Origin of the sequence: Mycolicibacterium sediminis (assembly GCF_010731735.1) — a bacterium.
Lineage (GTDB): Bacteria > Actinomycetota > Actinomycetes > Mycobacteriales > Mycobacteriaceae > Mycobacterium > Mycobacterium sediminis.
Genome location: NZ_AP022588.1, coordinates 5,694,226 through 5,718,647, shown reverse-complemented (window position 1 = coordinate 5,718,647; position 24,422 = coordinate 5,694,226). Strand labels below are relative to the sequence as shown.

At 69.5% G+C, this 24,422-nt stretch carries 25 protein-coding genes; 17 read left to right on the top strand and 8 right to left on the bottom strand.

Going from position 1 to position 24,422, the window contains the following annotated elements; all coding sequences use genetic code 11:
• Positions 1 to 62: 62 nt before the first annotated feature.
• Positions 63 to 740 (bottom strand): guanylate cyclase, encoded by a 678-nt coding sequence (locus G6N64_RS27165; protein ID WP_174267010.1) that lies wholly within the window; start codon positions 738 to 740, stop codon positions 63 to 65.
• A gap of 41 nt (positions 741 to 781) precedes the next feature.
• Between G6N64_RS27165 and G6N64_RS29990 the strand changes: the two genes are divergently transcribed.
• Positions 782 to 943, top strand: a complete 162-nt coding sequence (locus G6N64_RS29990) for a hypothetical protein (RefSeq protein WP_174266891.1) — start codon at positions 782 to 784, stop codon at positions 941 to 943.
• A gap of 84 nt (positions 944 to 1,027) precedes the next feature.
• On the opposite strand, the gene G6N64_RS27160 is transcribed toward G6N64_RS29990, so the two are convergent.
• Both G6N64_RS27160 and G6N64_RS27155 read right to left on the bottom strand, forming a co-directional pair.
• Complete coding sequence (locus G6N64_RS27160; protein WP_163800883.1) at positions 1,028 to 3,946, bottom strand: aminotransferase; 2,919 nt, start codon at positions 3,944 to 3,946, stop codon at positions 1,028 to 1,030.
• Positions 3,943 to 4,785, bottom strand: coding sequence for an alpha/beta fold hydrolase (locus tag G6N64_RS27155; protein ID WP_163802152.1), 843 nt, complete (start codon positions 4,783 to 4,785; stop codon positions 3,943 to 3,945). The genes G6N64_RS27160 and G6N64_RS27155 overlap by 4 nt, the downstream gene beginning before the upstream one ends.
• A 130-nt stretch (positions 4,786 to 4,915) precedes the next feature.
• On the opposite strand from G6N64_RS27155, the gene G6N64_RS27150 reads away from it, so the two are divergent.
• The 4 genes from G6N64_RS27150 to G6N64_RS27135 all read left to right on the top strand — a co-directional run bounded on the left by G6N64_RS27150 (position 4,916) and on the right by G6N64_RS27135 (position 7,624).
• Positions 4,916 to 5,389 carry a VOC family protein gene (locus tag G6N64_RS27150; RefSeq protein ID WP_163802151.1) on the top strand — a complete coding sequence of 158 codons (474 nt, stop codon included), beginning with the start codon at positions 4,916 to 4,918 and terminating at the stop codon, positions 5,387 to 5,389.
• Between the two features lie 114 nt (positions 5,390 to 5,503).
• Positions 5,504 to 6,118, top strand: coding sequence for an Rv1363c family protein (locus G6N64_RS27145; RefSeq protein WP_163800882.1), 615 nt, complete (start codon positions 5,504 to 5,506; stop codon positions 6,116 to 6,118).
• Entirely contained in the window at positions 6,115 to 6,726 is a 612-nt protein-coding gene (locus G6N64_RS27140; protein ID WP_163800881.1) for a hypothetical protein, read from the top strand. Before G6N64_RS27145 ends, G6N64_RS27140 begins: the two co-directional genes overlap by 4 nt.
• A gap of 4 nt (positions 6,727 to 6,730) precedes the next feature.
• A complete protein-coding gene (locus G6N64_RS27135; RefSeq protein WP_163800880.1) occupies positions 6,731 to 7,624 on the top strand; it encodes an alpha/beta fold hydrolase in 894 nt (297 codons plus the stop codon).
• On the opposite strand, the gene G6N64_RS27130 is transcribed toward G6N64_RS27135, so the two are convergent.
• Positions 7,621 to 8,424, bottom strand: a complete 804-nt coding sequence (locus tag G6N64_RS27130) for an SDR family NAD(P)-dependent oxidoreductase (protein ID WP_163800879.1) — start codon at positions 8,422 to 8,424, stop codon at positions 7,621 to 7,623. The genes G6N64_RS27135 and G6N64_RS27130 overlap by 4 nt on opposite strands.
• Positions 8,425 to 8,446: 22 nt before the next feature.
• Here G6N64_RS27130 and G6N64_RS27125 point away from each other — a divergent pair, with 22 nt between their 5' ends.
• On the top strand, positions 8,447 to 9,712 hold the full coding sequence (locus tag G6N64_RS27125; RefSeq protein ID WP_163800878.1) for a WS/DGAT domain-containing protein: 1,266 nt from the start codon (positions 8,447 to 8,449) through the stop codon (positions 9,710 to 9,712).
• On the opposite strand, the gene G6N64_RS27120 is transcribed toward G6N64_RS27125, so the two are convergent.
• Entirely contained in the window at positions 9,706 to 10,323 is a 618-nt protein-coding gene (locus G6N64_RS27120; RefSeq protein ID WP_246230822.1) for a TetR/AcrR family transcriptional regulator, read from the bottom strand. The two genes, G6N64_RS27125 and G6N64_RS27120, sit on opposite strands and share 7 nt — an antisense overlap.
• Positions 10,324 to 10,653: 330 nt before the next feature.
• Between G6N64_RS27120 and G6N64_RS27115 the strand changes: the two genes are divergently transcribed.
• Both G6N64_RS27115 and G6N64_RS27110 read left to right on the top strand, forming a co-directional pair.
• Positions 10,654 to 11,172 (top strand): DoxX family membrane protein, encoded by a 519-nt coding sequence (locus G6N64_RS27115; RefSeq protein ID WP_264002207.1) that lies wholly within the window; start codon positions 10,654 to 10,656, stop codon positions 11,170 to 11,172.
• Positions 11,173 to 11,236: 64 nt separating this feature from the next.
• Entirely contained in the window at positions 11,237 to 12,973 is a 1,737-nt protein-coding gene (locus G6N64_RS27110) for a DUF3556 domain-containing protein (RefSeq protein ID WP_163800875.1), read from the top strand.
• On the opposite strand, the gene G6N64_RS27105 is transcribed toward G6N64_RS27110, so the two are convergent.
• Positions 12,963 to 13,760: a FadR/GntR family transcriptional regulator gene (locus G6N64_RS27105; protein ID WP_163800874.1), complete on the bottom strand. Its 798-nt coding sequence runs from the start codon at positions 13,758 to 13,760 to the stop codon at positions 12,963 to 12,965. The two genes, G6N64_RS27110 and G6N64_RS27105, sit on opposite strands and share 11 nt — an antisense overlap.
• Positions 13,761 to 13,950: 190 nt before the next feature.
• On the opposite strand from G6N64_RS27105, the gene G6N64_RS27100 reads away from it, so the two are divergent.
• The 3 genes from G6N64_RS27100 to G6N64_RS27090 are packed head-to-tail and all read left to right on the top strand — an operon-like array spanning position 13,951 to position 17,051.
• Positions 13,951 to 15,096 carry a thiolase family protein gene (locus G6N64_RS27100; protein ID WP_163800873.1) on the top strand — a complete coding sequence of 382 codons (1,146 nt, stop codon included), beginning with the start codon at positions 13,951 to 13,953 and terminating at the stop codon, positions 15,094 to 15,096.
• On the top strand, positions 15,093 to 15,896 hold the full coding sequence (locus tag G6N64_RS27095) for a crotonase/enoyl-CoA hydratase family protein (protein WP_163800872.1): 804 nt from the start codon (positions 15,093 to 15,095) through the stop codon (positions 15,894 to 15,896). Before G6N64_RS27100 ends, G6N64_RS27095 begins: the two co-directional genes overlap by 4 nt.
• A gap of 12 nt (positions 15,897 to 15,908) precedes the next feature.
• Complete coding sequence (locus G6N64_RS27090) at positions 15,909 to 17,051, top strand: acyl-CoA dehydrogenase family protein (RefSeq protein ID WP_163800871.1); 1,143 nt, start codon at positions 15,909 to 15,911, stop codon at positions 17,049 to 17,051.
• A gap of 58 nt (positions 17,052 to 17,109) precedes the next feature.
• Here the strand turns inward: G6N64_RS27090 and G6N64_RS27085 are convergent, their stop codons facing one another.
• Entirely contained in the window at positions 17,110 to 17,823 is a 714-nt protein-coding gene (locus G6N64_RS27085; protein ID WP_163800870.1) for a fasciclin domain-containing protein, read from the bottom strand.
• A 181-nt stretch (positions 17,824 to 18,004) separates the two neighbouring features.
• Here G6N64_RS27085 and G6N64_RS27080 point away from each other — a divergent pair, with 181 nt between their 5' ends.
• Genes G6N64_RS27080 through G6N64_RS27070 form a run of 3 tightly spaced genes read left to right on the top strand, consistent with a single transcriptional unit; the run spans position 18,005 to position 20,421 of the window.
• Entirely contained in the window at positions 18,005 to 18,541 is a 537-nt protein-coding gene (locus G6N64_RS27080; protein ID WP_163800869.1) for a gamma carbonic anhydrase family protein, read from the top strand.
• Between the two features lie 33 nt (positions 18,542 to 18,574).
• Positions 18,575 to 19,714, top strand: a complete 1,140-nt coding sequence (locus tag G6N64_RS27075) for an NAD(P)H-binding protein (protein WP_163800868.1) — start codon at positions 18,575 to 18,577, stop codon at positions 19,712 to 19,714.
• 5 nt (positions 19,715 to 19,719) lie between these two features.
• Positions 19,720 to 20,421 carry a CPBP family intramembrane glutamic endopeptidase gene (locus G6N64_RS27070; RefSeq protein WP_163800867.1) on the top strand — a complete coding sequence of 234 codons (702 nt, stop codon included), beginning with the start codon at positions 19,720 to 19,722 and terminating at the stop codon, positions 20,419 to 20,421.
• 81 nt (positions 20,422 to 20,502) lie between these two features.
• Here G6N64_RS27070 and G6N64_RS27065 read toward each other — a convergent pair whose 3' ends face one another.
• Entirely contained in the window at positions 20,503 to 21,312 is an 810-nt protein-coding gene (locus G6N64_RS27065) for an enoyl-CoA hydratase (RefSeq protein ID WP_163800866.1), read from the bottom strand.
• Positions 21,313 to 21,419: 107 nt separating this feature from the next.
• Here G6N64_RS27065 and G6N64_RS27060 point away from each other — a divergent pair, with 107 nt between their 5' ends.
• From G6N64_RS27060 to G6N64_RS27050, 3 genes are read left to right on the top strand one after another with little or no spacing between them, the layout of a single operon-like run.
• A complete protein-coding gene (locus tag G6N64_RS27060) occupies positions 21,420 to 22,523 on the top strand; it encodes a CaiB/BaiF CoA transferase family protein (RefSeq protein WP_163800865.1) in 1,104 nt (367 codons plus the stop codon).
• Positions 22,524 to 22,577: 54 nt separating this feature from the next.
• Positions 22,578 to 23,330 (top strand): 3-hydroxyacyl-CoA dehydrogenase, encoded by a 753-nt coding sequence (locus tag G6N64_RS27055; protein WP_163800864.1) that lies wholly within the window; start codon positions 22,578 to 22,580, stop codon positions 23,328 to 23,330.
• Positions 23,327 to 24,322, top strand: coding sequence for an NAD(P)H-dependent flavin oxidoreductase (locus tag G6N64_RS27050; RefSeq protein WP_163800863.1), 996 nt, complete (start codon positions 23,327 to 23,329; stop codon positions 24,320 to 24,322). The genes G6N64_RS27055 and G6N64_RS27050 overlap by 4 nt, the downstream gene beginning before the upstream one ends.
• Positions 24,323 to 24,422: the final 100 nt, after the last annotated feature.

Genomic DNA, 24,422 nt, shown 5'->3' with positions numbered 1-24,422 from the left:
ACATCGACGAACCGAACCATGCGTGACAACGCATACGTGCCGATGCGCATTCCCGGCGCGGCTCAGAGGGTGACGGCGATTTCCTCGCCCAGCCGGTAGCCGGGAGCCAGCGGCAGGTCGTCGCCGCTCCAGAACTTGCCCGGGTCGAACCAGTTGTGGTGCTTCTCGGTGGCGAGCAGGCCCATCTCCTCGTAGGTGATGGCGACGGTCTCGGCGCAGTACGCCGTCTCGAGCCCGGCCTTGCGCTGCGCGTCCTTCTTCCGTTCGGCCGACTGGCGAACCATGCGGTGTACGAACGGGAGTCCGCGCGTGAAGTCGCTGACGACGGGGAGCCTGCCTCGCATCCACCGCCCGGTCAGGCGGGCGGTGGTGGGGAACGCCGTCCCGTCCATGCGGGCGACGACGCGCAGCATCTCGTCCTCCTGCTCCCGTGTCGCATACGGCGTCAGCTGCCGCAACCAGCACCGCTGGCCGTACACCAGCAGCCACTGCTCGACCGCCTGCTTGGCGTCGTTCAGCTGCACGCCGCGATGATGCGTACCCGTCCAGACGTCGAGCAGCTTCGCGCCGAGTTCGGCGTGCCAGATCAGCGGCGGAAGGTCGTCGATCGCCACCGTCATGCCTACGTGGTTGACCGGCGCGTTGGTCAGCGTCTGGATGGCCCGGTCGGGGCCGGAGTCCCCGCGGAACAGCCAGACGTCACCCGTCCGCGTCTCGGCCAGCGCGCGCTCCAACGTCACCGTGTTCGCTTTCACAGGCGCAGCTTAGGCAGAATTCGTCCATGCGAGGCATCTGGAAGTGGGTTGGCATGGCCGGTGTCGCCGGTGTGGTCGCCGGTGGCGTGCTCGTGGCACGCGACCAGCGCAAGCGGAAGTCGTACACACCCGACGACATTCGGGCCAGGCTGCATCAGCGGTTGGCCGAGGCCGGAGGCGCTGACTGAGGCGCGCGAACCGCGAGCGTGCGCTGACTCAGGTCCTGGACCGGCGTGTCGCCCGCAGACACGCACGCTCGCGGGAAGTCCCGCCTACCAGCCCTCGGTGAGGACGCGGTCGAGGGTGTCGACGTAGAAGTCCGCGCCCGCGAGATCGATGCACAACGGCGGCTTGGTCTTCAGGATGTTCTGGTGGTCGCCGGTGGGCTGGATGACGACGCCGAGGTCGAGCATGCGGTCGCAGATCGCGGCGGTCTCCTCCGGCGCCGGGGCCAGGGTGTCGCGATCGCGGACCATCTCGACGCCGAGGTAGAGGCCGGTGCCGTGCACGGTCCCGATGATCGGATGCCGATCGCCCAGGGCCACCAGTCGCTCCTTGAGGTGCCCTCCGACCCGTAGGGCGTTGCCCTGCAGGTCCTCGTCGGCGAGCACGTCGAGCACCGTCAGCCCGATGGCACACGACAGCGGGCTGCCTCCGGTGGACGAGAAGAAATAGCCCTCGGCGGCGAACGCGTCGGCCACCGCACGGCTGGTGATCACCGCACCCAGCGGGTAGCCGTTGCCCGTCGACTTCGCCACGGACACGATGTCGGGGACGACGCCCTGCTGGTGGAAGCCCCAGAACCAGTGACCGAGCCGGCCGAACCCGACCTGCACCTCGTCGGCGATGGCGAGGCCGCCCGCGGCCCGCACCGCCGCGTACACGTCGGCCAGGTAGCCGTCGGGCAGCGTCATGCCGCCCGCGTTGCCGTACACCGACTCGCAGATGAATCCGGCCGGCGGCCTGCCGTCGGCGACGAGTTCCTGGATCTGGCGCACCGCGTCGACCGCGTAGGCGCCGATGTCCGCGCCGCGGTACTTGCCGCGAAAGCTGTTGGGCGACTCCACCGTGTGCACCCAGTCGGGACGGGTGGTCAGGGCGTTGGGGTTGTCGGCGGTCGAGGTCGACACCGCGTCGGTGCCGTACGTCCAGCCGTGATAGGCCTCCCGCATCGCGACGACGTCGCGCCGTCCGGTTGCGGCGGTGGCCAGGCGGATCGCGAGATCGCTTGCCTCCGAACCGGAGTTGACGAGGAACACCGTGTCGAGTGAGTCGGGCAGCGTCGCGGCCACGCGCTCGGAGTATTCGACGACCGCCTCGTAGTTGAACCGCGAGTTGGTGTTCAGCCGTCGCAGCTGCCGGCTCGCGGCGTCGGCGATCCGCGGGTGGGCGTGACCGAGAACCGCCACGTTGTTGACCATGTCGAGGTAGACGCGGCCACGCGTGGACATCAGGTAGTTCCGCCAGCCACGCTCGATCTGCGGCGGGTCGGCGTAGTAGTGCTCCTGCACCGCGGCGAAGCTCTCGTCGCGCCGCGCCAACAACTCTCGGGTCGGAGCGGGCTCGGCGGCGGCGAGACCGAGCAGGGGAGCGGGATCGTGCGCGAGCGCCAGCCACCCCGGAGCCAGTTCCGTCGTCGTGAACGCGGGGGCGGGAGGGGCCGCCGCGGGCTTGGCGGCGACGGCGAACCAGTGCCCGCCGGTCGCAGTGGCGAGCGCGGCACCGACCGCCACGGCACCCGTCGCGGTGACCGCGACGCCCGCCACCGAGACCTCGACGTCGGCGGTCCGCAGGACGAGGCCACCTGGTACCTGCTCCACCTCGCCGGGCCACGGCGCCGTGATCGTCGCGTCGTCCGCCGCCCACAGCGCGATGCCCGTCGGCACGACCGCCGGACTGCTCTGGCTCAGCGCCGGTGCGCGCGTCAGCCGCGGTTGCCCGAACCTGGTGACGGCGAGGGCTGCACCGTCTCGCACTGCGGCCCTGGCGAACTCGTCCTCCACGCGCAGCGGCAGCCACCCGCCGGGCACGAAGGCGCCGTCGAAGGAATCGGACGTGGTCGACAGGTCCACCACGGCCACCGCGGCCGTGTCCAGCCCGGCGATCAGCGGCGCGCCCGTCAGCGGACGCGGCGGCTCGGCGAGCCCCAGGGCGTCGCGGATGACGCCCGTCATCACCTCGATCGGTACGGAGGTCGCCTCCTCGAACATCCGCCGTTCGGCGCCGGACTGGTCGGTGACGTAGTCGTTGTCGGGGTCGAGGACCGCCTGCTGCGCGCCGCTGGTGATCAGTACGGCCGTGCGCAGGACGAGCAGCGGCCACAGCGCGTCGGCCTCGGCCGGAGTGAGCGGGCGGATGGCGTGGAAGGCCGTGACGCCGGGGATGATCGACGTCGGCGAGGTACCCGGGTGCCCCAGGACCGACGACAGGGTCACGGCGAGTTCGGACACCGCCCACGTGTCGGACAGGTCGCCGAAGTCGATGATCCCGTCGGGGTGTCCCATGCCGGGGGAAGCGACGACGTTCGCATCGGTGAGGTCGAGATGCACTGCCTGGCAGGGCAGTTGGTCGGCCAACTCGGCGATGCGGGCACCGGCGTCCGCCGCGGCCCGGGTGAGGCGTTCGCGCAGCGGCTCGTCCGCGACGTGGGTCGCCAGCGTCGACACCACGTCGGCGCCGTAGCGCAGGTCCCACTGCAACGCCCGGTCCAGGCCCGGGTGGGCGAAGTCTCGCAGCGCGCGACTCACCCGTCCCGCGAGCGCACCCATGCCCGAGACGACCCGGGGTGACAGGTATCCGGCGTCGACCAGGGTGCCGCCGTCGAGGTACGGCAGCAGCCGGAAGTGGGCGGGTCGATCGAGGAGGCCGCTCACCGTCGTGCCGCGCTCGCCGGCACCGTTGCGGACGGGCACCGCCACCCGCAGGTCGGGCTCGGCCGCTGCGATCACCTCCGCGGCGGCGTCCTGCGCCTCGAGTTCGACGACCGTGAACGCGGGATTCGCGATCTTCAGCACGCCGAGTACGGCGCCGTCCACGCCATGCGCCAGGAAGTTCTTGTCTTGCTGGCTGCCGAGGGACTCGGCTCGCGCGGAGAGACCGTAGTGCGTGGCCAGGAGGTCCTCGGCCTGGGCCTCGCTCACCCGGGGCGCGGGGAGTTCGGGCTGCTCGAGGAAGTTGAAACCCGCGGTCACGACGCGACGAACCGGACGACGACGTCGGTGAAGGCATCGTTGTCGTCGCCCGCCGCGGTGTGCCCGGCGTCGGACAGTTCGACGAACTCGGCGCGCGGCACCTTCGCGAGGAAGTCCTCGACGCCCTCGGTGCTCACGACGTCCGACAGCTTTCCGCGGATCAGCAGGATGGGGATCTCCAGGCTGATCGCCGCCTGCTCGAGTTTGTCGACGCGGACGAACGGGTCGTCCTCGGGCTTCGTCAGGAACGCCGGATCCCAGTGCCAGTACCAGCGGCCGTCGCGTTGGCGAAGGTTCTTCGTCAGCCCGTCGACGTTGCGCGGCTTGTCCCGGTGGGGGAGGTAGGCGGCGACGGCGTCGGCGGCCTCCTCGAGCGAGGCGAAGCCGTCGATGCTGCTGAACATGAAGTCCCGGATGCGGGCGCTGCCGTCCTTCTCGAAACGCGGCACGACGTCGACGAGGACCAGCTTCGAGACCAGCTCGGGCCCCGCCTCGTGCGCGGCGGCGATGCCGGTGAGCCCGCCCATGCTGGCGCCGACCAGCACCACCGGCCGTCCGATCTGGTAGAGCACCTGCAGGGTGTCCTCGCACAGCGCCTCGACGGTGTAGGTGGCCGTCGGCGAGCGATCACTGTCGCCGTGCCCCCGGCTGTCCAGCGCGACGACGTGATAGCCGGCGTCGGCCAGGATCTGACCGGTGTTCTTCCAGGAGAACCGGTTCTGCCCACCGCCGTGCAGCATGAGGATCGTCGGGCGGTCCCGCGCGGACGACGCGTCGCGGTTCCACTCGTCGGCCACCAGGCTGAGGTCGTCGACGCCACGGAACGTCACGGTCTTCATCACGGTCGAGTCAGTCACGGACACCCTCTCGCCAAGCCCATGCGCGCACGCTACCCAGACGACGCATCGTCGCGGACGGTAACCCGGCCGTGAGGCGATGAGTTTCGCGCGCGGGGTCGGTCACAACGGCATGCCCAACATCACCCCATCGCTCTGGTTCGACGGCGTGGCCGTGGAGGCCGCCGAGTTCTACGTGTCGATCTTCCCCAACTCGTCCGTCGAGACCGTGGAGCGGTTCACCGACGCCGGTCCCGGGAAGCCCGGTGACGTCGCCTACGTGACGTTCCGGCTCGACGGGACGCGGTTCATCGGCATCGACGGCGGCCCGCAATTCCCGTTCACCGAGGCCGTGTCGTTCGAGGTGCTGTGTGCCGACCAGGAGGAGGTCGACTACTACTGGTCCGCGCTCGTCGAGGGCGGACGGGAGTCACAGTGCGGCTGGCTCTCGGACCGGTACGGCCTCGCCTGGCAGATCGTCCCCACCCGCCTCTACGACCTCATCGAGGACGACGACCCGGCGCGAGCGGCGGCGGCCAGCGCCGCGATGCTCGGCATGCGCAAGATCGTCGTCGCCGACCTCGAGGCGGCGGTCGCGAACCTCTGAGCCCCCCGGGTGCCTCGCCGCTCGGGGTACGGTGCCGTTCCCGGACGTGGTCGCCGACGGTCATCCGACGACCGGTTACGTTGGATCGAACGACCACGCGCCAGAGGAGCTGACATGGCAGACGACGCTGCCGACCCCACCCCGGAGGCGAGCGACACGGAGGGCGAGCCGGCCACTGCCGAACCGGTGGCCCCCGCAGAGCCGGCCACCGACACCGACGAACCGGTGACCTCGGGTCGCGCACCGCTGTCGCACGTGCGGCTGGCGCTCGTCGTCGGCCTCGTCCTGGTGGTGGCGCTCGGCGGTCTGACGGCCTGGCTCGGGTTCCGCGCCTACGAGTCCCACCGGGCCGACGCGCAGCGTCAACTCTTCCTCGAGGCAGGACGCCAAGGCGCACTCGACCTGACCACCATCGACTTCACCCAGGCCGATCAGGACGTGCAGCGCATCCTGGACAAGGCCACCGGACAGTTCTACGACGACTTCCAACGGCGGTCGCAACCGTTCGCGCAGGTGGTCCAGCAGGTCAAGTCGAAGTCCGTCGGCACCGTCACCGAAGCGGGCGTGATCGAGGAGTCCGACACCCGCGCCAAGGTCCTCGTCGCGATCACCGTCACCACGGCGATCGAGGGGCAACCCGAGCAGCAGCCGCGCGCGTGGCGGATGAAGATCTCGGTGGAGAAGGCCGGTGACGACGCGAAGGTGTCCAACGTGGAGTTCGTGCAGTGACCGAAAAGGACCAGACGGAGAAGGACTTGCCGACGACCGGCGACGAGCCCGAGAGCACGGCCGTCGAGGTCGACGACACCGACACCGAAGCCGATGCCGTCACTGCGGAACCCGAAGCGGGACGGCTGGATTGGGCACGGATCGCTGCCCAGGGGATCCTGCCCGGCCTGCTGCTGGTGCTCGCGGTGGCAGCGGGCTACCTGAAGTACGTCGACAATTCGGTGCGCATCGACGACCAGGCGCGCACCGAATCGGTGCAGGCGGCCAGGGACATCACGGTCGCCATGCTGTCGTACACGCCCGACAAGGTGGAGCAGCAGCTCGACGACGCCAGGAACCGGCTGACGGGCGCCTTCCAGGAGTCGTACTCGTCGCTGATCAGCGAGACCGTGATCCCCGGCGCCAGGGAGAAGCAGATCTCCGCGGTGGCGACGGTCCCCGATGCCGCCTCCGTGTCGGCCGACCCGGATCACGCGGTGGCGCTGGTGTTCGTCAACCAGACCGTCGTCGTGGGCGGCGACGCGCCCACCAACACCGCGTCCAGCGTTCGGGTGACCCTCGAGAAGTCCGGCGGGAAGTGGCTCATCTCCTCGTTCGAGCCGGTGTGACGCGATGACCGAACCTCGCCTCATCGACGTCCCCACACCCGACGTGAGCCTCAAGGCCCTGACGTGGGGGCCGTCCGACGGCCCGGTCGCGCTCTGCCTGCACGGGTTCCCCGACACGGCGCACGGCTGGCGCAAGGTCGCTCCCGCCCTGGTCGACTCGGGGTTCCGCGTCGTCGCGCCGTTCATGCGCGGCTACGCGCCGTCCTCGATCGCCGCGGACGGCAGCTACCACATCGGCGCGCTGATGACCGATGCCCTGCGGGTCCGCGAGGCGGTCGGCGGCACCGACCGGGACGTCCTGATCGGTCACGACTGGGGCGCCATGGCCGGTGCGGGTCTGGCGGCGATGCCGGACTCGCCGTTCGTCAAGGCCGTCATCATGTCCGTGCCCCCCGCGGCGGCGTTCCGCGGCAAGGTGCCCGATGCCACCGGACTCTTGGCCCAGATCCCGCGACAGTTGCTGCGCAGCTGGTACATCGCCTACAACCAGGTGCCGTGGCTGTCCGACCGGTCGGCGTCGTGGATGATCCCCCGCCTGTGGCGGCAGTGGTCACCCGGCTACGACGCCCGCGAGGACGTCGCCCACGTGCGGGCGGCGATCGGCGCGCCGGCGAATTGGCGTGCGGCACTTACCTATTACCGTCAGACGATGCGCGGGTCCGCACCGCCGGAGCGGTACGCCGAGGCGCACCGGCATTGGCTGCGGCCTCCGACGGTGCCGACGCTCTACCTGCACGGGACCGACGACGGGTGCGCGTCCGCCGCCTACTCCCGGTGGGTGGAACGCGTGCTTCCCGAGGGGAGCCGGGTCGAAACCGTGGACGGCGCAGGGCACTTCATGCAGCTCGACCGTCCGGACGCGGTCAGCCGTCTGATCGCCGCGTTCGTCGGGGCCTAGCGCTTCTTCAGCGCCGGGTGGCTGCTCGCCAGGACGGGCAGCAGCAGCCGGCGGGGGAGCACCTTGTACGCGGCGGCGCCGATGCGGTTGAACACGCCGGGCACGATCACCGACCTGCCCGCGGCCAGCCCGTCGATCGCGGTTCGGGCCACCTCGTCGGCGTCCACCCACATGACCTTCGGCAGCGATGCCTCGGCGTCGGCGTCCGAGATACCGGCCGCTGCACCGAATCCCGTCTTGACCGGGCCCGGGCACAACGTTGCCGCGGCGACGCCGGTGCCCTTGAGTTCCTGACCGAGCGCCTGGGTGTAGGAGAGGACGAACGCCTTCGCCGCGCCGTAGGCGGCCTGGCCGGGCAGCGGCCCGAACGCGCCCACCGACGCGACGTTGAGCACGGCGCCGCGGCCGCGGCTCACCATGCCCGGCACGAAGCGGCTGCACAGATCCACCACCGCGCAGACGTCCACCTCGACGAGGTTGAGTTCGGCGTCGGGATCGGACTCGGCGACCGGGCCGCTGGTGCTCAACCCGGCGTTGTTCACCAGAACGTCGACGACCAGGCCGAGGTCGGCCACCCGGTCGGGCAGCGCGGCACGGTCCTCCGCGTTCGCGAGGTCGGCGGCGAGCACGTGGGCGGCGTCGCCCAGTTCAGTGGCCAGCGCCTCCAGTTTGTCGGCACGACGCGCCACCAGGATCACCCGTCGGCCACGCCGGACGAAGTCGCGGGCCAGTTCGTCGCCGATTCCCGACGACGCACCCGTGACCAGGACCGCACCGTTGCCACTCGCCGTTGGAAGCATGTCGGCAGCCTAACCTTGGCGGGTGGCCGTGCCGAGACTGACGCCGTTCGATGCGCAGGTGCACTGGCTGTCCGCGAAGATCCCCAACGACACGTTCCTGCTGTTCGGCTTCGACGGGGTCCCCGACGACCTCGACGCCGCGCTCGCCGAGGTCCGGGCGCGGGCCGCGGCGTGTACGGAGTTGGCGACGCGGGTCGGCGACGCGGGTGGGTTGCGCTTCCCCGCGTGGGAACCCACATCGGTGACCGCCCGGCAGACCGTCGTGCACGAGCCGGCCGACCACACCTGGCGCAGCTGCCTCGATGCCGTCGTCCCGTTGATCGCCGACCAGCTGGACGCGACCGTGACCGCGTGGCGGCTGCACGTCTTCCCCGCAGTGGACGGCATGCCGGGTGCTACCGGTCTCGGAACGATTGCGGTGCTGCAGATCTCGCATGCGCTCGGCGGCGGTGGCCGGACGTCGCTGACGGCGGCCGTCGCCTTCGGTAGGCACGCGGTGCTGCCCGAGGTGACGCCCTGGCGCGTCGGTCCGGCCCGGCTACCGCTGCTCGGTGTCCGGGCTGCACGTGCCCACCGCCGGCTCGTCGCCGACACCGAGTCCGGCCGCGTGCCGCCGCCCGCACCGCTGCGCCCCGTGCTGCGGACCAACGCGCGACCCGCCGGGGCGCGGCGGCTGCGGATGGTCGTGCGGTCGCGCGCCGAACTCGCTCGGCCCACCGTGACGGTCGGGGCACTGTCGGCGATCTCGGAGGCGCTGGCCGGCCACCTCGGCGCTTCGGGTGAGGACCCGTCGGCCCTCGGCGCGGAGCTGATGATCGCCAAGGCCGGGCCGCGACGGGCCTACAACCACTTCGGTAGCGCCGGCATCGGTCTGCACCCGGACGCTGCCCGTGCGGACCGCGCCGACCTGCTGACCGCCGACATAGCGGCCCGGCGCGAGCGCGCCGCCCATCCCGCGATGGTGGCCGAGGCGATGGCGTTCGCCGCGACGCCTGCGCCGTTGATGCGCTGGGGCGCAGCCCAGTTCGATCCCGACGTTCGGGTGGACGCGGTCACCGGGAACACGGTCGTCTCCAGCGTCAACGGTGGCGCCGCGGACTACTCGCTGGGCGGCCGACCCGTCGTCCTGCTCGCGGCGTTCCCCGGTCTGTCGCCGATGATGGGGCTGACGCACTGCGTATCCGGCATCGGGGACACGGTGTCGATCAGTGTGCACGCCGCGCAGTCGGCCGTCGATGACGTCGACGCGTACGTGGCGCGCCTCGAGGCTGCTCTCGACGGTTACTGACGGCGCAGTGCCGCGATGCCGACGTCGAGTGCGGCTTCCAGGTAGCTGAGGTCGCCGGTGCTCAGCATCACCGACACGCCTCCCTGGATGCCAGCGAGCAGTGCCGCGGCGGCGCGCACCGGTTCGACGTCCGCGTCGATCTTGCCCTGCTCCTGCATCGCGCGGATCCCCACCTCGATCTCGAGGCGCCACCGGGTGATCAGCGTCGAGGTGACGGCTCGTGCTCCGGGCGTGCGGCCGATCTCCGACATGACCGTCGACAGCGGACACTGCTGGCCCTGTCTGCGATAGCGCTCGACGACGACGTCGCGCCAGCGCTGCCACGCCGCCCACGACACCAGTCGGCTCAGGTGCGGTTGCTGATCGCTCAGGACGCGCTCGGCCTCCTGTTCGGCGACCGCGAGCAGCAGCTGATCCTTGCCCGCGGGGAAGTAGTGGAACAGCTGGCTCTTGGACGTGGCCGTGCGGGCCATGACGTCTTCGAGCGTGGTCGCCAGCGCGCCGTTGGTCCGGATCTCCGCGGCGGCGCCGTCGATGATGCGCTGCCGGGTGGCCTGCCCCTTGGCGGTCAGTTTGGGGCCCGTCTTCAGCGAGGACGCGGTCGGACTCACGATGCTGGAGTCTACGGCGCGGGGTGTATGCGGATCGGGCATCTCGCACGCGTGGTGTCCGTTCCGCCGAGTGTGGGCGTCGTGCACGCCCTTTGCCGGATTTGCGGAAACGAGCCCCACGGTCGACGCCTGCGGGCGGCGCACGGACCGGTGGTCCGCTGGGACGCGTCATCACGTGTTGACGCGCTGGCGGGACACGTCGCGGCATTGCTGCGGCGGCATCCGTCGAGCGTGGGGGTTGTGCACGCCATGAGGCCGGTTTTGCGTACTCGAGCCCCACGGTCGATGGGAACCGCGCGTCCGCGTTACGGATGTTCTACATTCTGTTGCGTGGAAGCCTCTGATTTCGCCCTGCTGGTGTTGCGTCTGGTGCTCGGTCTGACGATGGCCGCGCACGGTTACAACAAGTTCTTCGGTGGCGGCGGCATACCCGGCACCGCCGGATGGTTCGACAGCATCGGGATGAAGCCCGGGCTGTTCCACGCCCGCGTCGCCGCGAGCACCGAGCTGACCGCGGGCCTCGGGCTGGCGCTGGGGCTGCTGACACCCGTGCCCGCTGCCGGGTTCGTCGCGCTGATGCTGGTCGCGGCGTGGACCGTGCACCGCAAGAACGGCTTCTTCATCGTCAAGGAGGGCTGGGAGTACAACCTGATCCTCGCCGTCGCCGCGGTGGCGATCGCCGGCATCGGTGCGGGCAGGCTCAGCCTCGACTACCTGCTGTTCGGCACCTCGGGTGTCTACGCCTTCCTGCACGGCTGGTGGGGCCTGCTGATCGCCGTCGTGCTGGGACTCGCGGGCGGCATCGGCCAGCTGGTGATCTTCTTCCGCCCCCCGGCCCCCGCGTCCTGACCGAAACCTCGCTCGCGGGAGAAAGTGACCCGGCGGATCTAGAACACGTTCTAGTCTTGCCGGCATGGGATTTCTGAAACAGGACGTGCCCGTCGTCGACTACGACGTCTGGAGCACGGGAACCCGCGCCGAGAAGATCAAGCCCATGGCCCGGCACTGGGCCGAGGTCGGCTTCGGAACCCCGGTGGTGCTGCACCTGTTCTACGTCGTGAAGATCCTGCTCTACGTGGTGACGGCGTGGCTGCTGGCGCTGACGACGTCGGGAATCGACGGGTTCACGAACGTCGCCGGCTGGTACGACGAGCCCATCGTCTTCCAGAAGGTCGTGCTGTTCACGATGCTGTTCGAGGTCGTCGGCCTCGGCTGCGGGTTCGGGCCGTTGAACAACCGCTTCTTCCCGCCGCTCGGATCGGCGCTGTACTGGTTGCGGCCCAGCACCATTCGGCTGCCACCGTGGCCGGGCCGGGTGCCCCTGACGAACGGTGACGCGCGCACGCCCGTCGACGCGCTGCTGTACGCCGCGCTGCTGATCGTCCTGGTGATCGCACTGTTCTCCGACGGCACCGGGCCGATCCCCGAGCTGGGCACCGACGTCGGTGTACTGCCGGCCTGGCAGATCTGGGCCGTGCTGGGCCTGCTGGCCGTGGCGGGCCTGCGCGACAAGGTCATCTTCCTGGCGGCCCGCGGCGAGGTCTACGGCTCGTTCGTCGTGGCATTCCTGTTCAGCGGCGTCGACATGATCATCGCCGCGAAGCTGGTCTGCCTGGTCATCTGGATCGGCGCCGCCACCTCCAAGCTGAACAAGCACTTCCCGTTCGTCATCTCCACGATGATGAGCAACAACCCGGTGATCCGGCCACGCTGGATCAAGCGCAGGTTCTTCGAGCGGTTCCCCGACGACCTGCGTCCCGGTCGCCTCTCCCGAGGGCTGGCCCATTTCAGCACGGCCATCGAGGGTTTGGTGCCGCTGGTGCTGTTCTTCAGCCACGGCGGCTGGGTGACGGCGATCGCGGCGGTCGTGATGCTGATATTCCACTTCGGCATCCTCTCGGCCATCCCGATGGGCGTGCCGCTGGAGTGGAACGTCTTCATGATGTTCGCCGTGCTGGCGCTGTTCGTCGGGCACTCCGACATCGGGTTGGCCGACCTGCAGAGCCCGTGGCCGATCGTGCTGTTCGTCGCCGTCGCGGGCACCGTCGCGATCGGCAACCTGTTCCCGCGCAAGGTGTCGTTCCTGCCCGGCATGCGCTATTACGCGGGCAACTGGGACACCACGCTGTGGTGCGTCACGCCGTCGGCCGCCGAGAAGATCACGAACGGCATCGTCGCGATCGCCGCCATGCCGGCGGCGCAGATGGAGAAGTTCTACGGCAGCAAGGAGACCGCGGAGATGTACCTCTACATGGGGTACGCCTTCCGCGCGTTCAACACTCACGGCCGCGCCATGTTCACGCTCGCCCACCGCGCGATGGCGGGCCGCGACGAGGCGGACTACGTGCTGACCGACGGGGAACGGATCTGCTCGACGGCCATCGGCTGGAACTTCGGTGACGGCCACATGCACAACGAGCAGCTCATCGCCGCGCTGCAGGCACGGTGCCACTTCGAGCCCGGCGAGGTGCGGGTCCTGCTGCTCGACGCGCAGCCGATCCACCGGCAGCGGCAGGAGTACCGCCTCGTCGATGCCGCGACGGGGGAGTTCGAACGCGGGTACGTCAACGTCGCCGACATGGTGACGCGTCAGCCCTGGGACGACACCGTGCCGGTTCAGGTGACGTGGTCGAAGTCCGTCACTGCATGACGTCGCGGACCTTGACCGACTCGAAGCCCTCCAGCAGCAGACCGCGTGCGGTGTCGAGGTGCTTACGCCAGTGCGCCTCGGCCGCCGCACCGTCACCGGCCCGCAGTAGCACGAGCAGGCGACGGTAGGACCGGATCAGCTTGTCGTAGTCGGCCTTCGACACCTCGCGGTGCTCCTTGATGGCGAACGCGGTGTGCCGCACCGTGATCTCCTGCAGCATGCCGGCGATGATCGTCAGCGTCGCGTTGCCCGACATCTCGACCATGCGGAGGTGGAAGTCGCCGGTGGCCTCCGCCAGCCGACCCGACTGCCAGCCCGCCGGGATGTGCTCGGTCAGCATCGTCTCGAGTTCGGCGAGCGCCTCGGGCGTGGCGGCGTCGGCGAGGAGTCGCACGGCGATGGGCTCGATGCCCGACCGTGCCACCAGGACGTCGGCGATCGTCGCCCCGGACAGCTCCAGCAGCAGCCCGGCGGGACGGGCCACGATCTCCGGGCCCGGTACGCGGACCCGGGCACCGGTGCGGGAGCCGCGGCGCACCTCGACCAGTCGCTCGGACTCCAGGACGCGCACCGCCTCGCGCAGCGTCGGCCTGCTGACGCCGAAGTGCGTCATCAGCTCGGCCTCGTTGGGCAGGAAGTCACCGTCGGTGAGTTGGCCGTCGACGACCATGCGGCGCAGCGTGCCCGCGACCAGTTCGGCGGTCTTGGGAGAGCGGATGGGAGCGCCGCCGAGTGAGGCGACGGCGTCCGCGCCCATCATGGGTGCCAGCGGTGTGTTGCGTGCCACGCGGGCCTCCTCGGGGACTGCTCCGGCCGGCGGCCAGATGGTGAACTCAGTAGAACATGTGGGCCGAACGCCGACCGGCCGCGCGCTTCCACCAACCAGTAGGTTGACCTAGTAAACCTACTCCTTTACCTTCGGTGAGGATTCAACTCAGGCGCGCGAGCGCCGACACCCACGTCGAAGGAGAAGTCCCATGGCTGAAGCCGTCATCGTCGAGGCCGTCCGATCGCCCGTCGGGAAGCGCAACGGCGGTCTGTCCGGCGTGCACCCGGGTGAACTCTCCGCGCAGGTCCTCAACGGCCTCGTCCAGCGTGCGGGAGTCGATCCGGCACTGGTCGACGACGTCATCTGGGGCTGCGTCATGCAGGCCGGCGAGCAGGCCCTCGACATCGCCCGCACCGCGGTCCTCGCCGCGGGTTGGCCCGAAAGCGTTCCCGGCGTGACCGTCGACCGGCAGTGCGGCTCGAGCCAGCAGTCGGTGCACTTCGCCGCCGCGGGCGTGGTGGCGGGTCACTACGACGTGGTGGTCGCCGGCGGTGTCGAGTCGATGTCGCGCACCCCGATGGGCGCCTCGCTCGCCAACGGCGGACACCCCTACCCGGAGGCCTTCCGCAGCCGCTACAGCCAGACCCCCAACCAGGGCACCGGCGCCGAGATGATCGCCGAGCAGTGGGGCTTCGACCGCACCGCGCTCGACCAGTTCTCCCTGAGCTCGCACGAGAAGGCCGCGGCCGCGCAGGACGCCGGTGCGTTCGACGACCAGATCATCGGCATCAAGGATCAGGACGGGAACGTCGTGCTGAAGGACGAGGGCATCCGTCGCGGCGGCACCATCGAGAAGATGGCGACCATCAAGCCGGCCTTCAAGGAGGACGGTGTCATCCACGCCGGCAACGCCTCTCAGATCTCCGACGGCTCGGCGGCCCTGCTGTTCATGTCCGCGGAGAAGGCCAAGGAGCTGGGCCTCAAGCCGCTGGCAAAGGTGCACACCGCGGTGCTCGCCGGATCGGACCCGGTCATCATGCTGACCGCGCCGATCCCCGCCACGCAGAAGGTGCTGAAGCGGTCCGGTCTGTCCCTCGACGAGATCGGCGTGTTCGAGGTCAACGAGGCCTTCGCCCCGGTTCCGCTGGCCTGGCTCAAGGATATCGGCGCCGACGAGAAGAAGCTGAACCCCAACGGCGGCGCGATCGCACTCGGCCACCCGCTCGGTGGCTCGGGCGCCCGGATCATGACGACGATGCTGTACCACATGCGCGACAACGGGATTCAGTACGGCCTGCAGACCATGTGCGAAGGCGGCGGACAGGCCAACGCCACCATCCTCGAGCTGCTGTGACGGCGGGGACCGAGACGGCTGCACCCGGCGCTCTCACCGAGCGCCGGGGCAACGTCCTCCTCATCACGCTCAACCGGCCCGAGGCGCGCAACGCGGTCAACGCGTCGGTGAGCATAGCGGTCGGCGACGCCCTGCACAAGGCGCAGCACGATCCCGACGTGCGCGCCGTGGTCATCACCGGGGCGGGCCAGACCTTCTGCGCCGGTGCCGATCTCAAGGCGATCTCGCGCCGGGAGAACCTCTACCACCCCGAGCACGGGGAGTGGGGATTCGCCGGTTACGTGCAGCACGTCATCGACAAGCCGACCATCGCCGCCGTCAACGGCACCGCATTGGGTGGCGGCACCGAACTGGCGCTCGCCAGCGACCTGGTGGTGGCCGAGGAACGCACGACGTTCGGTCTGCCCGAGGTGAAGCGCGGTCTGATCGCCGCGGCCGGCGGGGTGTTCCGCATCGTCGACCAGTTGCCGCGCAAGGTGGCGATGGAGCTGATGTTCACCGGCGAGCCGATGTCGTCGGCCGACGCATTGCGGTGGGGCCTCATCAACCAGGTCGTGCCCGATGGCACCGTGGTCGACGCCGCACTGGCACTCGCCGAACGGATCACGGTCAACGCGCCGCTGGCCGTGTGGGCGAGCAAGCGGGTCGCCCGTGGCGTCGACGACGGCGTGATCACGGGCGAACTCGACGGCTGGAACAGGACCATGCGCGAGATGGGCGGCGTGCTGCGCTCGGATGACGCCAAGGAAGGACCGCGGGCCTTCGCCGAGAAGCGCGCGCCGGTCTGGAAAGCCACGTAGGAGAGGGGCACCGTGAAGAGACTGGTCTTCGACGAAGAGCACGAGCAGCTGCGGCAGACAGCGCGGCAGTTCCTGGAGAAGGAGTGCGCGCCGTACGCCGAGAAGTGGGACAGCGAACGCATCGTCGACCGCGAATCGTACGTTGCCGCAGGCAAATACGGCCTGATCGGCTTCAACCTGCCGGAGAGGTTCGGCGGCGGCGGCGTCGACGACTTCCGGTTCAACGCGGTCATCGTCGAGGAGTTCGCCCGCTACGGCGCGGCCACGCCGGGGCTGAGCCTGCAGAACGACATCGTCGGGCCGTACTTCGCCAACCTCGCCACGGAGGAGCAGCAGGCGCGGTGGCTGCCGGGCTACATCACCGGTGAGCTGATCGGCGCCGTCGCGATGACCGAGCCCGGCGCGGGTAGTGACCTGGCGGGCATCAAGACCACGGCGGTGCGCGACGGTGACGACTGGATCCTCAACGGCTCCAAGACGTTCATCTCCGCGGGCATCAACTCCGACCTCGTCGTCGTGGTGGCGCGCACCAACCCCGACGCCGGCCACAAGGGGTTCTCGCTGTTGGTCGTCGAGCGCGACATGCCGGGGTTCACCCGCGGTCGCAAGCTGGACAAGATGGGTCTGCACTTCGCCGACACCGCCGAGCTGCACTTCGAGAACGTGCGGGTGCCGGGCGCCAACCTGCTGGGCGAGGAGGGCAAGGGTTTCTACCACCTGATGACCAACCTGCCGTCCGAGCGCTTGTCCATCGGCATCGCGGCCATCGCCGGCGCCCGCGCCACGTTCGACGACACGCTGCAGTACGTCAAGGACCGCAAGGCGTTCGGCAAGCCGATCGGGAGCTTCCAGAACAGCCGCTTCGTGATGGCCGAGCTGGACACCGAACTCGAGATCGGCGAGCAGTACGTGGACCGCTGCCTGCGTGCCGCGGTGGACGGCGAGTTGACGGCCGTACAGGCGTCGAAGGCCAAGTGGTGGTGCACCGAGCTGAACAAGCGGGTCGTCGACGCGTGCGTCCAGCTGCACGGCGGATACGGCTACATGAACGAGTACAAGGTGGCGCGCGACTACGTCGACGTCCGCATCCAGACCATCTACGGCGGTACGACCGAGATCATGAAGGAGATCATCGGCAAGGACCTCGGCCTCTAGGGGCCGACACGAAAGCGGGCCGGGACAATGACGTCCCGGGCCGCTCTTGTGTGGTGTGTCAGCCTGCCGGCGCCGGCTCGGGTGCCGGGGCGGTGGTGGTGGCCGTCGTCGTCGTGGTCGCGGTCGTCGACGTGCCGGTCGGGGTGATCGGCTCCGGCGGCGCGGCCGGGTCCAGCACCGTGTCGATGATGTAGATGCGGGCGTTCTCGGCGGTGATGCCGCCGCAGATGACCTTGGCGGTGTCGTTGACCTTGATGTCGCCGTCCTTGCCGGTCACCTTGAGTTCTTCACCCTGCTGCGTCGGGCGCTGCCCGGCGACGTCGCCGGGGCTCAGCAGGCCGAGGAAGACGTGGTAGTAGTCCAGCTTGGAGAGCGCGGCGGCATCCGTCCGCAACGCCTCGAGCTGTGCCGGGTCGAGCTTGGCGAAGGCGTCGTTCGTGGGGGCGAACACCACGTACGGGCCGTTCTCCAGCACGGGGACGATGTTGACCTCGGGGTTCAGCCCGCCCGAGATGGCGGACGAGAAGGTGCTCAGCGACGGGATGGCGGCGATCACCTGGCCGACGGGCTTCGGGGCCAGCTGGGCGAGGGTCGTGCCCGTGGTGGACAGCTCCTTGCGCAGCGGGTCGCAGTCGCCCTGCGGATCGGCCGGCGGCTTGACCGTGGCGGTCGTGGTGGGTTCTGCGTGTGCGGTGACTGCCATGGGCAGTGACACCGAGAGGGCGGCGATTGCTGCCGCGACTCCCATGGCCTTGCGGGTGGGGGTGTTCACGTTCGGCTCCTCAGTGGTCTGGACGCGTCGTCTAGTAATTGGGCAATATTCATCCCCCGACGTGGCGCCCAGGAAAGGGTAAGTGACGTGCAAGGGCATCCGCCAAATCGCGGTGACCTGGGACACACGTCGGACGGACCCTTCTCCGCCGCGCGGACGCCCCGTGCCTACGATGGCGGCCATGCCGGAACCCCTGATCATCGCCGTCGGCGGTCACTCCCCGCAGGTGCACGACGAGTCCTGGATCGCACCCAATGCCGCGGTCATCGGGCGCGTCACGCTCGCGGCGAGGGCGAGCGTCTGGTTCAGCGCCACCCTGCGTGCCGAGTTCGAACCCATCGAGATCGGCGCGGGCAGCAACGTGCAGGACAGCGCGACCATCCACGTCGACCCCGGCTTCCCCGCGCGGATCGGCGCGGGCGTCAGCATCGGCCACAATGCGGTGCTGCACGGCTGCACCGTCGAGGACGACTGCCTGATCGGGATGGGTGCCGTCGTACTCAACGGTGCCGTGATCGGTGCGGGCTCGCTGATCGCGGCGGGCGCGGTGGTGCCGCAGGGCGCGGTCATCCCGCCGCGGTCGCTGGTCGCCGGCGTGCCGGGCAAGGTGCGCCGCGAACTCGGTGACGCCGAGGTCGACCACAACAGGCTCAACGCCGCGGCCTACCAGCACCTCATCGACCTGCACGGCCGTCCTGAGGGTTCGACCACATCCTGATTCCCCGAGAGCCGACCCGGGTACAGCCGTACCGTGAATCGGATGCGAGTGCTCGTCACGGGTGCCACCGGATATGTCGGGTCCCGCTTGGTCACCGAGCTGATCGGTGAGGGTCACGACGTCGTGGTCGCAAGCCGAGACCTCGAGAAGCTCGGCCGGTTCGGTTGGATGGGCGACGTCGTCCCCGTCTACCTCGACGCCGGCGACGTGGACTCGACCGCCAGTGCGTTTCGCGTGGCGGGCCAGATCGACGTCGTCTACTACCTGGTGCACGCGATCGGCCAGCCCGGCTTCCGCGAGGCGGACAACCAAGCCGCCGCGAACGTCGCCCAGGCCGCCAAGGCCGCGGGCGTGCGCCGCATCGTCTACCTCGGCGGGTTCGTGCCCGGCGACGGCAATCTCTCCGAGCACCTCGCCAGCCGGGCCGAGGTGGCCGACGCCCTGACCATCGACGGCGGTCCCGACGTCGTGTGGATCGGTGCGGCGATCATCATCGGCGCCGGCTCGACGTCGTTCGAGATGATCCGCTACGTCAGCGACCGGTTCCTCGTCATCCCGATGCCGGAGTGGTCCGAGAACCTCATCGACCCGATCTCGATCCGCGACGTGCTGTACTACCTGATCGCAGCCGCCGACGGCGATCAGGTCCCTGCGGGCTCGTACGACATCACGGGCGCAGACAGCCTGACCTACGGCGAACTGCTGATGCTGTATTCCCGCACCGCCGGGGAGTGGCGCGCACCGCTGCCCGTGCGTGGCATCGACACCAAGCTGGTCTCGATGGTGACGGGCGTGATCCTGCCCGTCCCAGGCGGTTTGGCGGCCGACCTGGTCCAGTCGCTCGACCACCCGATGCAGGCCGGCAAGCTCGGGATCCGCGACCTGGTCCCGGATCCACCCGGTGGCCTGCTGACCACCGAGGACGCCGTCAAGCGCTCGCTGAGTGGGCGGCGCGCACGGCCGGTCAACGGCCTCGACGACGTGCACCACCTCGCCGACACCGATCCGCAATGGGCGGGCGGTGACACGCTTCGGCTGCGGCGCGTGGCGAATGCGTTGACGCCCAACTTCGTTCGTCCGGCACTGGGCCTCATCGGCGCGGTGCCCGGACCCGTCGCCGGTGCGGTCCGAACCGGTGTCGACCACCTGCTCGGACTCGCGGGGAGAAGCTAGAGCGCATGAACGTCTTCGGCGAATTCGGGTCGATCGTCAGCTCCAAGGCCGATCTGCACGACGAGAACCCCGGCACCGTGCGGCGCCGCCGCATCGTGGTGGTCGTGGTGCTCGTCATCGGGGCGGTGTTGCTCGGCTTCTCGCTGACACGAACGCCCGGGGACTCGTCGTTCTACTGGTTGACGCTTGCACTGGCAGGGGTGTGGGCGTTCGGAGCCCGGCTGTCGGGCCCAGTTCACATGGGGCACGTCGAGTTTCGCGGCAAGAGTCGACGGCCGATCATCACGGGCACGATCATCGGACTCGCCCTCGGCGGTGCGTTCATCGTTGGCGGACTGGTTACCCGCGAGATCCCGCCGGTGCGCGACTACATCGTGCAGGTGCTCGAGTACGCCACGTACGGACCGCTGCTGCTCGTCACGTTCATCACGTTGATCAACGGGCTCGCCGAGGAGATGTTCTTCCGCGGCGCGCTGTACGGCGCGTTGCCGCACAGGTACAAGCCCATGCTGGTCTCGACGATCGTCTACGCCATCGCGGTGTCCGCGGCGGGCAACCCGATGCTCGGATTCGCCGGCCTCATCCTGGGATTCGTGTGCGCCTACGAACGCCGAATGACCGGCGGCATACTCGCTCCCATGCTGACCCACTTCTTCTGGGGTCTGGTCATGGTGCTCGCACTACCGCCGATCTTCGGCGTCTCCTAGTCCCGCAGCGGGGCACGTCGAGATAGCGGTCACGGCGACGCCCACTCGAACTTTCCCGCGCTGGGCGCTATCTCGACGAACCTAGTGATCGGTGAACGTCGCGGTGCGGCGCTGCTGGAATGCCCGGGTGCCCTCGCGGAAGTCCGGCGCGACGAGCAACTCCAGCTGCCCCTCGGTCTCGCGGTCGAAGGCTCCCTCGAGTTCGGTCAGCGTCGCGGAGTTGATCGCCTGCTTGGTCTTGCGCAGCGCCACCGCGGGCCCGGACGTCAGCGTGGCGAGGACGGCGTCGACCCCGGCGTCGAGTTCGTCGGCGGGGTACACCGCACTGACGAGCCCGGCCGCGAGTGCGTCGCCGGCCGAAAGCCGCTCGGCGAGCAGTGCCATCCGCATCGCCCGCGTGCGGCCGATCGAGGCGGCGACCAGAGCCGAGGCGCCGCCGTCGGGCATCAGGCCAATCTTGGTGAACGCCAACAGGAAGTAAGCCTTGTCGGAGGCCAGGATGACGTCGGCGGCGATCGCCAGCGAGACGCCGACACCGGCGGCCGGTCCGTGCACCACGGAGACCACCGGCTTGGGCAGCGCCACCATCGCTCGCACGACGCGGTTCGCGGCGGCGAGGACGTCCTCCGGCGCACCGCTCGCGCTGGGATCGGCGTGGTCCTCCGCGCTGATGCCTGCGCCAGAACTGAATCCACGTCCCGCGCCGCCGAGGCGAACGACCCGCACGGCCGGATCGGTCGCGGCACGGTCGAGCGCGTCACCCATGGTCTGCAACATGGCCGCAGTCAGCGAGTTCAGGCTGTCCGGTCGGTTCAGGGTCAGCGAAAGCACCCCGTCGTCGATGGACACCGTCAGATGGTCGATTCCGGTGTAGGACTCGGTAGCGGTCATGTGCCTCGCCTCGGTTGGGGCGAGCCTGAGGCCCGCAGCGGATTGACTTGGTTATACAAGTAGGCTTTGGCGGCGGTCAACTAGGTCTACTTCTGGAGGACAGGGCAATGGCAGGACCACTGCACGGATTACGGGTCGTCGAGCTGGCCGGTATCGGCCCCGGACCACACGCGGCGATGATTCTGGGCGACCTCGGCGCCGACGTCGTACGCATCGAACGGCCGAACAAGGGTGGCGGAATCCCGGGCGGCAGCCGCGACTCGATGCTGCGCAACCGTCGCTCGGTCGCCGCGGACCTCAAGAGCGACGAGGGCCGCGAGCTGGTGCTGACGCTCATCTCGAAGGCGGACGTCCTGATCGAGGGCTTCCGGCCGGGCGTCACCGAGCGCCTGGGGCTGGGTCCCGAGGACTGCGCCAAGGTCAACGAACGTCTCGTCTACGGGCGCATGACGGGCTGGGGTCAGGACGGCCCGCGGGCATTGCAGGCCGGGCACGACATCAACTACATCTCGCTGAACGGTCTGCTGCACGCGGTCGGCCGCAAGGGTGAGCGGCCGGTGCCGCCGCTGAACCTCGCCGGTGACTTCGGTGGCGGATCGATGTTCCTGCTCGTCGGCATCCTGTCCGCGCTGTGGGAGCGGCAAACGTCGGGTAGGGGCCAGGTGGTCGACGCGGCGATGATCGACGGCTCGAGCGTGCTGATGCAGATGATGTGGGGCTTCCGGGCCAGCGGGATGTGGAACGACGAGCGCGGCACGAACATGCTCGACACCGGAGCGCCGTACTACGACACCTACGAGACGGCCGACGGCAAGTACGTCGCCGTCGGCGCCATCGAGCCGCAGTTCTACGCGCAGCTCCTCGCAGGACTCGAGCTGGACCCCGCGACGCTGCCCCACCAGCAGGACATCGGCCGCTGGCCGGAGCTGAAGGAGACGTTCACCGCGGCGTTCGCCGCGAAGGACCGCGACCACTGGGCGGCGGTGTTCAACGGCACCGACGCCTGCGTCACCCCGGTGCTGAGCTTCGCCGAGGTGGAAACCGAGCCGCACATCACCGAGCGCAACACGTTCTTCCACGACGTCTCCGACGCGGGCGACAACCTCGAGCCGGCCCCGGCGCCGCGCTTCTCGCGCAGCCGGCCCGATGCACCGACGCCGCCGCCCGCGAGCGGTGCCGACAACGAGGCCGTGCTGCGCGACTGGGTATAGTCCCAACCAACCAGTAGGTCGGCACTGGCGCCGACCCGGAGAGAGGAACGATCAGTGCAGATCAACGATGCCGTGGCCGTCGTCACGGGCGGTGCGTCCGGGCTGGGCCTGGCCACGACGAAGCGACTGCTGGACGCCGGGGCGAGCGTGGTCGTGATCGACCTGCGCGAGGGCGACGAGTTGGCCAAGCTGGGCGAGCGGGTCCGGTTCGCCGCCGCCGACGTGACCGACGAGGCCGCCGTGACGCAGGCACTCGACCTCGCCGAGTCGCTCGGACCGGTGCGCATCAACGTCAACTGCGCCGGCATCGGCAACGCCATCAAGACCCTCGGCAAGGAGGGCGCCTTTCCCCTCGCCAAGTTCACGAAGGTCATCGAGGTCAACCTGATCGGCACGTTCAACGTGCTGCGGCTGGCGGCCGAACGGATCGCGAAGACCGAACCGATCGGGGAGGAGCGCGGCGTCATCGTCAACACCGCATCCGTCGCGGCGTTCGACGGCCAGATCGGCCAGGCCGCCTACTCCGCCTCCAAGGGTGGCGTCGTGGGCATGACGCTCCCGATCGCGCGTGACCTGTCGCGCAGCCTGATCCGCGTCTGCACCATCGCGCCGGGCCTGTTCAAGACGCCGCTGCTGGGTTCGCTGCCCGAGGAGGCGCAACGGTCACTGGGCCAGCAGGTGCCGCACCCCGCGCGCCTCGGCGATCCCGACGAGTACGGCGCGCTCGCCGTGCACATCGTGGAGAACGCGATGCTCAACGGCGAGGTGATCCGTCTGGACGGCGCGATCCGGATGGCTCCTCGATGACGATCACGACGAAGTTCACCGAGGTCTTCGGGGTCGAGCACCCCATCGCCCAGGGCGGCATGCAATGGGTGGGTCGCGCGGAACTGGTTGCGGCCGTGGCCAATGCGGGCGGTTTGGGTTTCATCACCGCGCTGACGCAGCCGACTCCAGCGGATCTGGCACGCGAGATCGCCAAGACCCGTGAGCTGACCGACAAGCCGTTCGGGGTGAACCTGACGATCCTGCCGTCGATCAATCCGCCGCCGTACGACGAGTACCGGCAGGTGATCGTCGACGAGGGCGTGAAGATCGTCGAGACCGCAGGGTCGAACCCGGCGCCGCACCTGCCGATGTTCCACGACCACGGCATCAAGGTGCTGCACAAGTGCACGTCGGTGCGGCACGGGGTCAAGGCGCAGAGCCTGGGCGTCGACGGCATCAGCATCGACGGCTTCGAATGCGCGGGTCATCCCGGTGAGGACGACGTGCCCGGGCTGGTCCTGATTCCGGCTGCTGCCAAGCAGATCGAGATCCCGATGATCGCGTCGGGCGGCTTCGGCGACAGTCGTGGCCTGGTCGCGGCGCTGGCACTGGGTGCCGACGGCATCAACATGGGCACGCGCTTCATGTGCACCGTCGAGTCGTGCATCCATCAGAACGTCAAGGATGCGATCGTGGCCGGGGACGAGCGGGGGACGGAGCTGATCTTCCGCAGCCTGCGCAACACCGCCCGGGTCGCGAGCAACACCGTCTCGCGCGAGGTCGTGGAGATCCTCGCCAGCGGCGGTCAGTTCGAGGACGTGAAGGATCTGGTGGCCGGAGTCCGCGGCCGCAAGGTCTTCGACGACGGCGACCTGGACGCGGGCATCTGGACGGTCGGCACCGTGATGGGTCTGATCGATGACATCCCCACGTGCGACGAGCTGATCTCGCGGATCGTGGGCGAGGCCGAGGAGATCATTCGCGGACGGCTCGGCGGCATGTTGTCGGTCCCGGCCGCGGCGACCGTCTGACCCCTGAACGCACCAGAGCCGCCGATCCGGGGGGATCGGCGGCTCTTGGTGTTCGTGCTCGCGTCTCAGTGCGCTCGCGACGCCTCGGTCAAAGCGTCGA